This is a genomic window from Campylobacter sp. CNRCH_2015_1657, assembly GCF_025772685.1.
Taxonomy (GTDB): domain Bacteria; phylum Campylobacterota; class Campylobacteria; order Campylobacterales; family Campylobacteraceae; genus Campylobacter_D; species Campylobacter_D lari_D.
This window is the reverse complement of the sequence record NZ_JAKMSO010000009.1, coordinates 12023-26648: the sequence shown is the minus strand read 5'-3', so window position 1 is coordinate 26648 and position 14626 is coordinate 12023. Positions and strand designations below refer to the sequence as shown.

9 protein-coding genes are annotated in these 14626 nt (G+C 29.7%); 6 read left to right on the top strand and 3 right to left on the bottom strand.

Annotation, left to right across the window (positions count from 1 at the left end; translation table 11 throughout):
• Positions 1 to 78 precede the first annotated feature (78 nt).
• From pseI to L8X27_RS06590, 3 genes are all read left to right on the top strand, one after another.
• On the top strand, positions 79 to 1113 hold the full coding sequence (gene pseI / locus L8X27_RS06600; protein ID WP_263671104.1) for a pseudaminic acid synthase: 1035 nt from the start codon (positions 79 to 81) through the stop codon (positions 1111 to 1113).
• Between the two features lie 82 nt (positions 1114 to 1195).
• Positions 1196 to 2932 (top strand): motility associated factor glycosyltransferase family protein, encoded by a 1737-nt coding sequence (locus L8X27_RS06595; protein ID WP_263671105.1) that lies wholly within the window; start codon positions 1196 to 1198, stop codon positions 2930 to 2932.
• 67 nt (positions 2933 to 2999) lie between these two features.
• On the top strand, positions 3000 to 4880 hold the full coding sequence (locus L8X27_RS06590; protein WP_263671106.1) for a motility associated factor glycosyltransferase family protein: 1881 nt from the start codon (positions 3000 to 3002) through the stop codon (positions 4878 to 4880).
• A gap of 27 nt (positions 4881 to 4907) precedes the next feature.
• On the opposite strand, the gene L8X27_RS06585 is transcribed toward L8X27_RS06590, so the two are convergent.
• The 3 genes from L8X27_RS06585 to L8X27_RS06575 form a co-directional block, all read right to left on the bottom strand.
• Positions 4908 to 6620 carry a flagellin A gene (locus tag L8X27_RS06585; RefSeq protein WP_263671107.1) on the bottom strand — a complete coding sequence of 571 codons (1713 nt, stop codon included), beginning with the start codon at positions 6618 to 6620 and terminating at the stop codon, positions 4908 to 4910.
• Between the two features lie 281 nt (positions 6621 to 6901).
• Positions 6902 to 8614: a flagellin A gene (locus L8X27_RS06580; RefSeq protein WP_263681160.1), complete on the bottom strand. Its 1713-nt coding sequence runs from the start codon at positions 8612 to 8614 to the stop codon at positions 6902 to 6904.
• 74 nt (positions 8615 to 8688) lie between these two features.
• Positions 8689 to 10398 carry a motility associated factor glycosyltransferase family protein gene (locus tag L8X27_RS06575; RefSeq protein ID WP_263671110.1) on the bottom strand — a complete coding sequence of 570 codons (1710 nt, stop codon included), beginning with the start codon at positions 10396 to 10398 and terminating at the stop codon, positions 8689 to 8691.
• Positions 10399 to 10528: 130 nt separating this feature from the next.
• Here L8X27_RS06575 and topA point away from each other — a divergent pair, with 130 nt between their 5' ends.
• Genes topA through L8X27_RS06560 form a run of 3 tightly spaced genes read left to right on the top strand, consistent with a single transcriptional unit; the run spans position 10529 to position 14608 of the window.
• Positions 10529 to 12613, top strand: a complete 2085-nt coding sequence (gene topA, locus L8X27_RS06570; protein ID WP_412175088.1) for a type I DNA topoisomerase — start codon at positions 10529 to 10531, stop codon at positions 12611 to 12613.
• Positions 12613 to 13449: a biotin synthase gene (locus tag L8X27_RS06565; protein ID WP_263660821.1), complete on the top strand. Its 837-nt coding sequence runs from the start codon at positions 12613 to 12615 to the stop codon at positions 13447 to 13449. Before topA ends, L8X27_RS06565 begins: the two co-directional genes overlap by 1 nt.
• On the top strand, positions 13430 to 14608 hold the full coding sequence (locus L8X27_RS06560; protein WP_133319939.1) for a cation:proton antiporter: 1179 nt from the start codon (positions 13430 to 13432) through the stop codon (positions 14606 to 14608). The genes L8X27_RS06565 and L8X27_RS06560 overlap by 20 nt, the downstream gene beginning before the upstream one ends.
• The last annotated feature ends 18 nt before the right edge of the window (positions 14609 to 14626 follow it).

Here is a 14626-nt window from a genome sequence, read left to right as displayed (position 1 = left end):
AATAAACCTTTAATCACAATTAATAATTAAAATATAAAATATAGTAAATTTTTATTTAAATTAAAAAAAGGTTTTTTGATGTTTATAGGAAATTTTAACATAAATGAAAAAGTTTTCATCATCGCTGAACTTTCAGCCAATCATGCAAATAGTCTTGAAATAGCTTTAAAAACTATACAAGCAGCCAAACAAGCAGGAGCTGATGCTATAAAAATTCAAACCTATACCCCAGATAGCTTAACACTAAATTCTGACAAAAAAGATTTTATTATTGAAGGTGGTTTATGGCATGGACGCAAACTATATGAGCTCTACGAAGAAGCTAAAACTCCTTATGAGTGGCATGAAAAACTTTTTGAATGTTCTAAAAATGAAGGTTTAATTTGCTTTTCTAGTCCTTTTTCTAAAGAAGATGTAAATTTTTTAAGGCAATTTAATCCCCTAGCTTATAAAATCGCTTCCTTTGAAGCAAATGATTATGATTTTGTGCGTTATGTAGCAAAAGAAAACAAACCTACTTTAGTTTCTACAGGCATAGCCTATGAAGAAGAACTTGAAATGATTGTTAAAATTTTTAAAGAAGAAAACAATCCGAATTTGATTTTGCTTAAATGCACCTCGGCTTATCCTTCACAAATTTGTGATTTAAATTTAAATGTCATAAAAACTTTACAAGAAAAATTTAACACTATTATTGGTTTAAGTGATCATAGCGAGGGATTTTTAGCACCAACTTTAGCCGTAGCTCTTGGTGCAAGAGTCATAGAAAAACATTTTATATTAGATAAAACTTTAAATAGTGCTGATGCTAAATTTAGTCTTGATTTTGAGGAGTTTAAGCAAATGTGTTCTATGGTGCGTTTAAGCGAGCAAGCTTTAGGAAACAAAGAATTTAGCATGGATGAAAAAACTTTAAAAAACCGCCATTTTGCAAGAAGTTTATACGCAAGCAAAGACATCAAAAAAGGTGATATTTTCACACGAGAAAATATAAAAAGCGTAAGACCAAGCCTAGGTTTGCATCCTAAATTTTTACCTATCATGCTTGGTAAAAAAGCAAGTTGTGATATAGAATTTGCTAAAGCTTTAGAAGAAAAACATTTCAAGGAATAATCATGGAAAAATATATTTTGTTTAAAAATCATGATAGTAAAAAATATGTTTTGATATAATAAAATAAAAATTTGGACTTTAAATGAATAAAGAATTATTTTTAAAAAACACCCAAGCTCTTTTTGAAGTAGATCAAATATTAGCTTACGAGTTGAGAAAAATCACTCAAAATCATAAATTTAAAATCATAAAAGATAAAATTTTTGATTTACAAAATCAAGTTTTTTTAGATGAAAACCATTCTTTTGATTATGATAAATTTCAATTATATCCAGTATTATTTTTTTATGGTTTTGGCGATGGAAAATTTTTTATAGAGCTTTTAAAAAATCAGCATTTAAAACATATTGTTATTTTTGAAGAAGAATTAGAAATTTTATATCTAGCTTTTCATATGATTGATTTTACCACGCTTCTTAGAAAAGAAAAACTTATTTTGTTTTTTACACCAAATATCAACACCGCTCAACTTAAAGTTTTATTTAATTATCCACAAATCAAACATACACTGAAAATTTTCAATTTTCATTTTTATAATGATTTTTATATTAATTTTTATACACCCAATGCTCAAAATGTGATGCAAATTTTATTAAATCTCATAAAAACACTAATGCTTGCTCGTGGAAATGACCCAAAAGATGCTTTGCTAGGAATAAAACATAATATTATAAATTTAGAAAAAATCATCACTCATACTCCTTTTAAAAATCTAATAAAAGATAGAAAAGCAAAAGCAAAAAATGCCATTATAGTTTCAACAGGTCCTTCTTTGATGAAACAACTTCCGCTTTTAAAAAAACACCAAGAAAATGTTGTAATTTTTAGCGCTGATAGCTCTTATATTATCTTAGCTAAAGAGGGAATTAAGCCTGATTATGTCTTTTCACTAGAAAGAGAAGATATGACTAGCGAATTTTTTAATAATGATTTTGGAGAATTTGATAAAAATATATTATTTATCATAGCTTCTTTAACTCATCCTAAAACTATAGAATATTTAGAAAAAAACAATAGAAATTATATGCTCGTTTTAAGACCTTTGTTTTTTGAAAGCAAACTTGGCTTAAATGAATATGGTTTTTTGGGAAATGGCATGAGTGTTGCTAATATGGCTTATGAGTTAGCTGGAGCTTTAAGATTTGAAAATATTATTTTAATAGGGCAAGATCTAGCTTATAGTGATGATGGAAAGTCTCACCCAAAAGAACATTTATATGGTGATCAAGGAGATGAAGAAGTTGTTTATAAAACAATCTGTGCATATGGAGGCAATAAAGAAGTAAAAACACAACTCACATGGTATTTGTTTTTAAAAAGTTTTGAAAAAGATATAGCTCTAGCTAGAGATATATTAAAAATCAAAACTTATAATGCCACAGAAGGTGGGGCAAGGATAGAAGGGACCATAGAAAAACCTTTTAAAGAAATTTGTGAAGAGTTTTTAAAAGAAAAAATTGAAAAAAATATTATTTTAACAAAAGCAAAAAATCCACAAAAAAAACTAAAACAATGCAAAGAAAAACTCAACAAACAAATAAAACAAAGTGAAATTTTTATCAATGAATGCAAAAAAGCTATTAAGGATAAAAGCTTAGAAAGATTAGAAAAACTAAGACTTAAGCTCCCAAAAAGTGAATTTTTTTCAGATATTTTACAAGCTAGATGCTTTCAAAATGAATGTGAGGTTTTAAAATACAAAGTTGAAAAAGAAAAAAATACAAAATCTTTCTTAGAACAACAAATCAATTTTTTTGATGAGATTATTTTATATCTTGAAAATTATAATAAAACTATAAAAGAAAATTTAAAACAATAACACATCAAATTTTTGATAAAAAACATAAAAAATGACGATATTATTTTTTTAATCAAAAAGGATAAAAATGAAAACAGAGATTTTTAAAAAAAATTTAAAAGCCTTAAAAGGAAGTGAATATCAAACGCTAAAAAGAAGATTAGGTAGAATAAAAGAAGCTAAAGATTATATTTATGTTTTTGATAAAGATCCTTTAAATTGTAATATATGTTATAAAAATATAAAAAATTTATATATAAATCCTTTAAAAGAATTACAAGAAAAAATTGAGCTATTTAATAAAGAATTCTTAAGATACCCTATACTTTTTTTCTATGGATTAGGCAATGGTATATTTTACAAAAGTTTGCTTGCAAATAAAGAACATAAAAAAGTTATTGTATATGAAAAAGACATTGAGTTAATATTTTTAGTTTTTAATATGATAGATTTTTCCAAAGAACTTTTAGAAGGTAGATTTATTTTAATCCATGCAAAGGAATTTAACTATACAAAAGCTGATACTTTATGCTCTTTTTTAAATTTATTTTTAAAAACTTACACTCTACATATTCATTGTGAATTTTATGAAGAAAGACAAAAAGAAGAAATTAAAAACATAAATGATTTAAATTCCAAAGTTATTAAAAATATTGCCTTAAGAAGAGGAAATGACCCAATTGATGCTATGCAAGGCATAGAGCAATTTGTTCTAAACTTACCTAAAATGCTTACACATCCAAGTTTTAGTGAATTTAAGAAAAAAAGATCAAATAAAAGCAAAAATGCTATATTGGTAGCTACTGGACCTTCTTTAAAAAAACAACTTCCTTTACTTAAAAAATATGCTAATAAGGCTACTATATTTTGTGCTGATAGCGCTTATCCTATCTTAGCAAAGGCAGGTATAAAACCTGATTATGTTTGTATGCTAGAAAGAGATGATGTGGTATCAAAATGCTTTGATAATGATTTTAAAGAATTTGATAAAGACATTACTTTTATTTTAGCTTCATTAGTATATAAAGATAGTATAAAATTTTTAGAAAAAAATAAAAGAAAATATATTTTAGTTTCAAGATCAATGCCTTTTGCTTATTCTTTAGGATTGCATGATTTTGGCTATGTAAGCGGTGGAATGAGCGTAGCACATTTAAACTATGAACTAGCACTTTTACTAGGGCATGAAAATATCATCTTAATAGGACAAGATTTAGCTTATAGTGATGATGGACAAACTCATAGTGAAGGATTTTTACATGAAAGTTATCACGAAGGAGATTTTGAACGCGATCATGGAAAATTTGAAACCCTAGCTTATGGTGGAAAAACTTATGTGCAAAGTTCAGAGGTTTGGATATTATTTAAACAAATTTTTGAAAGTTTATTTCACAAACAAACAAAAGCAAAAATTTACAATGCCACAGAAGGTGGGGCAAGGATAGAAGGAACCATAGAAAAACCTTTTAAAGAAATTTGTAAAGAGTTTTTAAAAGATGAAGTAAAAAAACCTTTTCCAAAACTAAATCCACCAAAACGCAAAGATAGCCAAGAGCTTATGCTAAAAGCTTACAAACAAATCAAACAAAATATAAAAGCTAATGAAAAATTCTTAAAAATTTGTAAAAAATTACATAAAGAATTAAACTATCAAAGCAAAACACACTATACCTTACATGAGTTAAATGCAAAAATAGATCAACTAAAAGAGACTATAGAAAGCAATAAATACATTTTCTTAAGAGAAGTTTTAAGTCCTTCTTTATTTCATCTTGAAAGTTCTTTTTCAAAAATTTATGTTAATCCTATGCGCAATGATAGCGATAAACAAAATAAACTTGTTGCTTGGATTACAGCACATAAATCTTGGCTAGAAGAAATCAGCGAGTTAGCTTTAGTCCAAGAAAAAGCTTTAAAAATAGCCATCATACCTTTACAAAATATTTTAGAAAAAAGAAATTTAATATAAGGCAAAACTGCCTTATATTCTTTGGATTTATTGTAAGAGTTTTAAAACATTTTGTTGCACAGCATTAGCCTGACTCATAGCATAAGATCCACTTTGAGCTAGGATGTTGTATTTAGAGAAATTTGCACTTTCTGCTGCAAAATCTACATCTCTGATGTTTGATTCAGCTGATTTGATATTTACTTGGGTTACACTGATGTTATTTAGTGTAGCTGTGATTTGATTTTGCACCGCACCAATATCAGCTCTAATGGCATCTAAATTTGCTGTAGCAGTTTCTACTATATCCATCACAGCCATAGCACCTTTAAGAGTAGTAACGCCTGGAGTTTGATCATTAGCTGCTATATTCATAGAAGCTTTAAAATTAACAAATTGAGAATTGCCTGCTACAGCTTCCGCACTAACACCAAATGCTACTGAGAATGCTGTCACAAAAACTAAAGCATCAGTAGAATTATAAAGTTTAGACATATCTTTACCACTTCCTACTGAAAATCCTGAGCCAGCACTCATACCACTACCTGCTGAACTCATATAAGCAGAAACAGAGCCAACAGTTACTATCATTTTACCACCGCCTTTATAAGCATTAAAGCCCATAGCATCGGCTACATTGGAATCAATTCTACCTTTTGACTCTCTTAAAGATACAGAAGCTTGAGAGATCATATCAGCTGCACCCATACCTATAGAGCTAAGTCCACTTCCTGATATTAATATATCCTTGCCATCATTTTTAATTAAAGATAAACGACCATAATTTTTATAATCTTTATTTAAAATTCCAGCACCAGCGCCTATGCTACCACCTATTTCTATACCTCTACCATCTCTTGAAGTTAATACAAGTCTACCATTAGCATCTCTTGAAGCTTCTACTCCTGTGCTATCTTTAACCGAATTTATAGCAGCTACCAAAGAGCCATTTTGATCGCTATCTTGATATTCTATCTTACCTATAGTTACACCATTAATCTTAAAATCATCACTTGTAGCACCGGCTTTTATAGGGCCAACACCTGTAGTTTCAACTAAGAAATTTGCTCTAACACCCGTGATATCAGAAACTCTATTAATCTCTTCAGCTAAAGCTCCCATACCTGTTCCTACTGAAGTAGAAATCACTACGGGTTGGAATTTAAAATCATCTACCCCATTATAATTTTTGATAGTAAGTTGAGCTATACCACTATCTTTAGCTTGAGAACCTGTTTCAAATCTAGTTACACCTATTTTAGAGCTTTGAGTTGGGCCTATGCTAGCTTTTACAGTTTGATTTGACTGTGCACCGAGTTGGAATTCTTGATTTATAAAGTTTCCGCTTAAAAGTTGTTTACCATTGAAAGCTGTAGTGTTAGCTATATTATCAAGTTCTTCCATTAAACGATTAATATCGGCTTGAAGCATATTTCTTGTTTTAGTGCTTTGTCCATCTTGTGCTGCTTGAGTAGCTTTTACTTTGATAGTATCTAAGATTTTAAGCTGCTCATCCATAGCCTTATCAGCTGTTTGTAAAATACCTATAGCATCATTACCATTATTTATCGCTTGACCTAAAGTTGCAGCTTGCGATCTTAAGCTATCTGCTATAGCCATACCTGAAGCATCATCTGCTGCAGAGTTGATTCTAAGACCTGAACTAAGTCTTGATAAAGACTTATCAAGCTCTCTTGCTGTGATAGTTGAATTTGCATGTGCATTCATTGCACCTATGTTGGTGTTTATTCTAAAACCCATTTTAAATCCTTTCAAAATATTGCTTAGAACTTTTAAAGCAATAAATGTTCCAAATTTAAAAAGTTGTTTTTAAAAAGTTGTTTTTAAAAAGTTGTTTTTAAAAAGTTGTTTTTAAAAAGTTGTTTTTAAAAAGTTGTTTTTAAAAAGTTGTTTTTAAAGAGTTGTTTTTAAAAAGTTGTTTTTAAAAAGTTGTTTTTAAAGAGTTGTTTTTAAAGAGTTGTTTTTAAAGAGTTGTTTTTAAAGAAACACCTTGAAAATTCAAGGTGTTTTGGATTTCTTAACTATTGTAATAATCTCATTACATTTTGTTGCACAGCATTAGCCTGACTCATAGCATAAGATCCACTTTGAGCTAGGATGTTATGCTTAGCAAAGTTTGCACTTTCTGCTGCAAAATCTACATCTCTGATGTTTGATTCAGCTGATTTGATATTTACTTGGGTTACACTGATGTTATTTAGTGTAGCTGTGATTTGATTTTGCACAGAACCAATATCAGCTCTAATTTTATCAAGGTTAGTAATAGCAGTTTCAGCTATATCCATCACAGCCATAGCACCTTTGAGTGTGGTAACACCAGCTTCTTGATCTTTAGCTGCTATATTCATAGAAGCTTTAAAATTAACAAATTGAGAATTGCCTGCTACAGCTTCCGCACTAACACCAAATGCTACTGAGAATGCTGTCACAAAAACTAAAGCATCAGTAGAATTATAAAGTTTAGACATATCTTTACCACTTCCTACTGAAAATCCTGAGCCAGCACTCATACCACTACCTGCTGAACTCATATAAGCAGAAACAGAGCCAACAGTTACTATCATTTTACCACCGCCTTTATAAGCATTAAAGCCCATAGCATCGGCTACATTGGAATCAATTCTACCTTTTGACTCTCTTAAAGATACAGAAGCTTGAGAGATCATATCAGCTGCACCCATACCTATAGAGCTAAGTCCACTTCCTGATATTAATATATCCTTGCCATCATTTTTAATTAAAGATAAACGACCATAATTTTTATAATCTTTATTTAAAATTCCAGCACCAGCGCCTATGCTACCACCTATTTCTATACCTCTACCATCTCTTGAAGTTAATACAAGTCTACCATTAGCATCTCTTGAAGCTTCTACTCCTGTGCTATCTTTAACCGAATTTATAGCAGCTACCAAAGAGCCATTTTGATCGCTATCTTGATATTCTATCTTACCTATAGTTACACCATTAATCTTAAAATCATCACTTGTAGCACCGGCTTTTATAGGGCCAACACCTGTAGTTTCAACTAAGAAATTTGCTCTAACACCCGTGATATCAGAAACTCTATTAATCTCTTCAGCTAAAGCTCCCATACCTGTTCCTACTGAAGTAGAAATCACTACGGGTTGGAATTTAAAATCATCTATACCATTATAGTTTTTAATAGTAAGCTGAGCTATACCACTATCTTTAGCTTGAGAACCTGTTTCAAATCTAGTTACACCTATTTTAGAGCTTTGAGTTGAACCAATACTTGCTTTGATAGATTGATTTGACTGTGCACCTACTTGGAATTCTTGATTTACAAAACCACCACTTAATAACTGCTTTCCATTGAATGAAGTTTGATTTGCAATATTGTCAAGTTGCTCCATCAAACGATTAATATCAGCTTGAAGCATATTTCTTGTTTTGGTAGTTTGTCCATCTTGTGCTGCTTGAGTAGCTTTTACTTTGATAGTATCTAAGATTTTAAGCTGCTCATCCATAGCCTTATCAGCTGTTTGTAAAATACCTAAAGCATCATTACCATTGCTTATAGCTTGACCTAAAGTATTAGCTTGCGATCTTAAGCTATCTGCTATAGCCATACCTGAAGCATCATCTGCTGCAGAGTTGATTCTAAGACCTGAACTTAATCTGCTTAGAGAGCTATCTAATGCTCTTGAGTTTAAATTTGCATTGTTTTGAGCATTTAAAGATGCCACATTAGTATTTATACGAAAACCCATTTTAAATCCTTTTAAATAAATTCAACCGCTTCCATGCAGTTGTTTAAGCTATATCGAAAAAATGATAAAAAAATTTATACTTTTAAGATATTTTTATATTCATTTATAGAATTTTCTATACTTGCTAAACTTAACGCTGCAATTTCTAAAAATATTTTTAAAAAATCTACATAACTTGATAAAGCATTTTGAGACTCTTGATATAAACTCACATTAAAAAAGCCCCTATGATAAAATAATGGTTTATACATAAAACTTTGTAAAATTTTTGCATTATCTAATAAATCATTAAAATCAAAAATAGATTCTGATACTTGCTCATCAAAAACTGCATTTTGATTTTGCAAAATTACTAAAAGATCTTTTGCTTTTTGATGTAAAGCATTTAACTCTAAATAATCTTTTTGTAAAATTTCCAAAGATTTTTTTAATAATTTTTCTTGCCTATTAATACTTAAAACATTTGGAAATACATAATCTTGTTTTTTATCTTTATATAACGCTAAAACCTTTTCAAAAGGCATCTCTATGGTATAATCTATAAAAGCTCCACCTTCTGTGGCATTATAAAACTTAACATTAGGATGAGATAAAAATAAAACCTCCAATCTTTTTCTAAATTCATCCCAGCCTATATGAGTTTGAATAAAACCTTGTTTACCATAAGATGATGTTGTAAGTTTAGTTCTAGTATTTTCAGCAAACCTCACATCTCCTTTAAAAACATTTTCATCTACATGGGTTTTACCATCATCACTAAAAGCCAAATCTTGTCCTATCATGATTACATTAGTAAATCCCAAAGCTATAGCAAAATTATAAGCAAAATGAGCTACATTGATACCTATATCTAAATAACCAAAATCATCTAAATTAAATTTTTGTTGATAATCTAAACTATCTAAAATAAAAATCTTTGGATTTTTATTTTCTAAAATTTGAATTAAAGCTTTATCTACAGCAGCATTTATAATATAAATGGGTTCTTTTTTACTTTGTGGCAAATTTTCATAAAAACATTTACATTTTTCTTGCACATCCATAGAAAAAACAAAATCAGGATAAATTTCATTCTTAAGTAAAGTTTTATAAGTAGCATCTAAAGCAAATATCACATAATCATCTTGACAAGTTTTTAAAAGCTTAAGTTGCTTGCTTAAAGAAGGACCTGCGCACACCACAATAACACTTTTATTTTTTCCTTTATTTTCATAAATAAATCTTTGAAAAGGAGTATTTTTTAAAACTAAAGGCAAATTAGATAAAAAATTTCTTTGTACCTTACTATTTAAAGAAAAATTTTTATCTATACTATGAGTTAACCTATAAATAACATCTAAGCACTTTTGATACACAAAATCAAACATAGGACTATTATTATAAAATTCACTATAAGGTAAAAGTTTAAAAAGCCCTAAATACTCAAAACAATCTTTTTGCGAAAAAAGCAAAACAAGATACTCTTCTAATCTTTTCTCTTCTACATCACAAAGATATATTTTTCCGCTTGAAAGCTCTTGACTTAAATCCATCTTACTTAAAACATTAGCAAAAAATTCTGATTTATCAAAAATAAAAATATGTTTATTAATAAGTTTTTTTAAAAAAAGCCCATCTCCTATACCGCAAAAAAATATATTAGGTTTTATTAAATCATCTTTTGAGGGCACAAAGGGTGTTTGACTTGGAAAGATGTCGATAAATTCTTCTTTTAAAGATAGAATTTTTTCTTGTAAGGGTTTATTGGTAAATTCTAAAGCTTGTAAGTTTTTTTGCAAAAACATTTTATATCCTATGAAATTTAATTATAGAAAATTATATCATTAATTGCATTTTATTTAAAAATCCATCTAAGCAAAAAATTTAACTTTTTTTTATACACTTTTACTAATTTTAATCCTTATAAGGAAAATAATGAAAAATTTAATCATAGTAGAATCACCTGCTAAAGCTAAAACCATAGGTAATTTTCTAGGTAAAGACTATGAAGTAATAGCTTCTAAAGGCCACATTAGAGATTTACCTAAAACTAGCTTTGGTATAAAAATAGAAGATGAAAATTTTAAACCAGAATATAGAATTTCAAATGATCATTCAAGTTTAGTAAAAGAACTCAAAGAAAAGGCTAAAAAAGCTAAAACCATCTACCTTGCAACCGATGAGGATCGTGAGGGCGAAGCCATAGCTTATCATATAGCTAAGGCTATTAATAAAGATGAAAATTCCCTGCCACGCATAGTTTTTCATGAGATTACTAAAAGCGCTATAGAAAATGCTTTAAAAAACCCAAGATCTTTAAATGTAAATAGCGTCAATGCTCAACAAACTAGACGCTTACTTGATCGCATAGTAGGCTATAAATTAAGTCCTTTACTAAATCAAAAAATCCAAAAAGGCTTAAGTGCAGGGCGTGTGCAAAGTGCGGCTTTAAAAATCATCGTCGATAGAGAAAGAGAAATAAAAGCTTTTACTCCTTTAAAATACTTTAGTATAGATATGATTTTTGAAAAAGACTTGCAAGCTGAATTAGTCGAATTTCAAAATCAAAAGATAGAAAAACTAAGTCTAACTAACGAAGACAGAGCCAAACTCATCTTTGAAGCTTGTAAAAATGCTAACTTTAAAATAAAAGATATAGAAAGTAAAGATAGAAAAATAGCTCCACAAGCACCTTTTATGACTTCAACCCTGCAACAAAGCGCGAGCAATCGCCTAGGTTTTAACCCTAAAAAAACCATGATGATTGCTCAAAAACTTTACGAGGGTGTAAAAACCCATCAAGGTATTATGGGTGTGATTACTTATATGAGAACTGACAGCTTAAACATCGCAAAAGAAGCCTTAGAAGAAGTAAGAAAACTCATCAAAAATGATTTTGGCAAAGAATACTTACCAAGCAAAGCAAATATTTATACCACTAAAAGCAAAGGCGCTCAAGAAGCACATGAAGCTATAAGACCGACTAATCTTAGCTTTACGCCAAAACTTGCAAGTGAATTTTTAGAAAAAGATGAAGCAAGATTATATACTTTAATATATAATCGCTTTTTAGCTTCACAAATGAATCCTGCTATATCTCAAACTCAAAATGTCTATGCAAAATCAAATGAAGCAAGTTTTAAAATAAGTGGTAGAAAAATTTTATTTGATGGGCATTATAAAGTATATGGAGATATGGATAAAGATAAAATTTTACCTAATTTAAAACTAGAAGATATACTAAATATACAAAATATAGAATTAAGCTCACATTTTACCGAGCCACCTTCAAGATACTCTGAAGCTGGGCTTGTTAAAAAGTTAGAAAATCTTGGCATAGGACGCCCTTCAACTTATGCTCCAACCATCTCTTTACTTAGTGCAAGAGAATATGTGCGTATAGATAAAAAGCAAATCATACCCAATGAAATAGCCTTTGTTGTAACAGAGGTTTTAGAACAAAACTTTAGTGATATAGTAGATAGTGATTTTACTTCTAAAATGGAAGATAAACTTGATATCATTGCAGAAGGTAAAATGGACTGGCAAGAAGTTTTAAGAGAGTTTTATTTTCCTTTTATGAGAAAAATTGATGAAGGTAAAAAAAATATAAAAAGCCAAAAAACTTTCACAAAGCTAGATGAAACCTGCCCTGATTGTGGTGGAGAGCTTGCTATAAGAAAAGGAAGATATGGAGAATTTATAGCTTGTTTAAATTTTCCAAAATGTAAATACTCAAGAAATTTAAAACAAGAAACACAAAATGAAGAAAAAAGCGAGAAAAAACTCAATACCATAGGCGTGAAATGCCCAAGCTGTCAAGAAGGTGAGATCGTGGAGCGTTTTTCTAAGCGTGGTAAATTTTATGGATGTAGTGCTTATCCAAAATGCAACTATATAAGCAAATACAAACCAAGTGAAGAAAAATGTAGCAAATGTGGCGAAACTTTGATTATCAAAGAGCTTAAAAAAGGCACATTTTTAGAGTGCTTAAAATGCAAAATCAAAAAGGAAATTTAATGCAAATTATGCTTTGTGCTATATCTAATATAGCAAGTGGAGGGTGCGGGGAAGATTGTAAATACTGCACTCAAAGCGCTCATGTAAAAACTAATATCAACAAATACAAAAGAAAAGATATAGATCAAATTGTTTTAGAAGCTAAAATGGCTAAGAAAAATGAGGCTTTAGGTTTTTGTTTAGTTACAGCAGGCGCTGGACTTGATGATGAAAAACTTGAGTATGTGTGCAAAGTAGCTCATGCAGTGCAAAAAGAAGTAGAAGGACTTTTACTCATAGCTTGCAATGGCATAGCAAATTTAGAACAACTCAAAGAATTAAAAAAAGCAGGAATTTTTTCTTATAATCATAATCTAGAAACTTCTAAAGAATTTTTTCCAAACATATGCTCTACGCATACTTGGGAGCAAAGATTTCAAACTAATCTTTATGCCAAAGAAGCAGGTTTAATGCTTTGCTGTGGCGGAATTTATGGTCTTGGAGAAAGTGAAGCCGATAGAAAAAGTTTTAGAACAAGTTTAAAAGAGCTTGATCCTTTTTCCTCGCCTATTAATTTTTTCATACCAAATGAAAATTTAAAACTCAAGCAAAACTTATTAAATGCTGATGAGGCGTTAAATATCATCAAAGACACTAAAAAAGATTTACCAAATGCACATATCATGGTAGCAGGTGGTAGAGAAGTAGTGCTAAAAGAAAGACAATATGAAATTTTTGACGCAGGAGCTAGTGCTATAGTAGTAGGTGATTATCTTACAACTAAAGGCGAAGAACCTAGCAAAGATATACAAAAACTAAAACAAATGGGATTTAGCTTTGCTAGCTCATGCCATTGATGCTCAAGCTGCTACGGATTTAAAAATTTTATTAGTCGTAGCAGGATGTTTGCTTACATCACCTTATATTGCTAAATTTTTAAAACTCCCACTTTCAGCCACTGAAATTATGCTTGGCTCTTTTATAGGATTTTTAGGTTTTATAGGAGAAAGTGAAAATTTTAAGCTTTTAGCTAATGCAGGATTTTACTATCTTATGTTTATAGCAGGGATGGAAATCAATCTTAAAACCTTTTTAAAAACCGAAAGAAGCTTACTTAATAAAGCTTTTATTTACATCATACTTTTATATGTTTTTAGTGTTTTAGCGGTTGAAAGTATAGATATTTCTTATATTTTTGTCATTATCATACCTGTTATGAGTGTGGGTTTACTCTCAACACTTTATAGAGATTTTGGTAAAAACTGTGAGTGGCTAAATGTATCCATGGTGGTAGCCACTTTAGCTGAAGTTGTGAGCATAGTTTTGCTTACCATAGCTGCGGCATTTTTGGGAAAAGGTGCTGATCTTTTCTCACTCACTCAAAATTTATTATACCTAGTGGGATTTTTAGCACTTTGTATTTTTGGATTTAAATTTTTAGAAGTGCTTTTTTGGTGGTATCCACAACTTAAAACCATACTCATGCCTTGGCAAGATCAAAATGAAAAAGATATAAGATTTTGCATGGCAATTTTCATAGCCATAGTTGCGATTATGATTTATTTTAAACTTGAAGTTGCACTTGGAGCTTTTATAGCGGGTTCATTTATAGCTACTTTTTTTGATCATAAAAAAGACTTAGAGCATAAACTTTCTAGTTTTGGTTATGGCTTTTTAATCCCTATATTTTTCATTTATATAGGTTCAAGCTTTAAACTCCAAATGCTTTTAAACCCTCAAGTTTTAATCATAGCTTTTTCACTAACTATCTTTATGATAGGACTAAGAATACTTTGTGCTATGACTTTTGTAAAAATACTTGGTTTAAAAAATACCTTTTTATTTGGCTTAAGCCATTCTATGCCACTAACCTTACTTATCGCAGTAGCTACGCTTTCTTATCAAACTAATATTATCACTCAAGATATATACTCAGGATTAGTGCTTACTGCTTTACTTGAAGCAATTTTAGCTATTAGCTTAATAAAATTTATCAATAATCTTAGTAGAAAATAACTCTACTAAGTATTTATT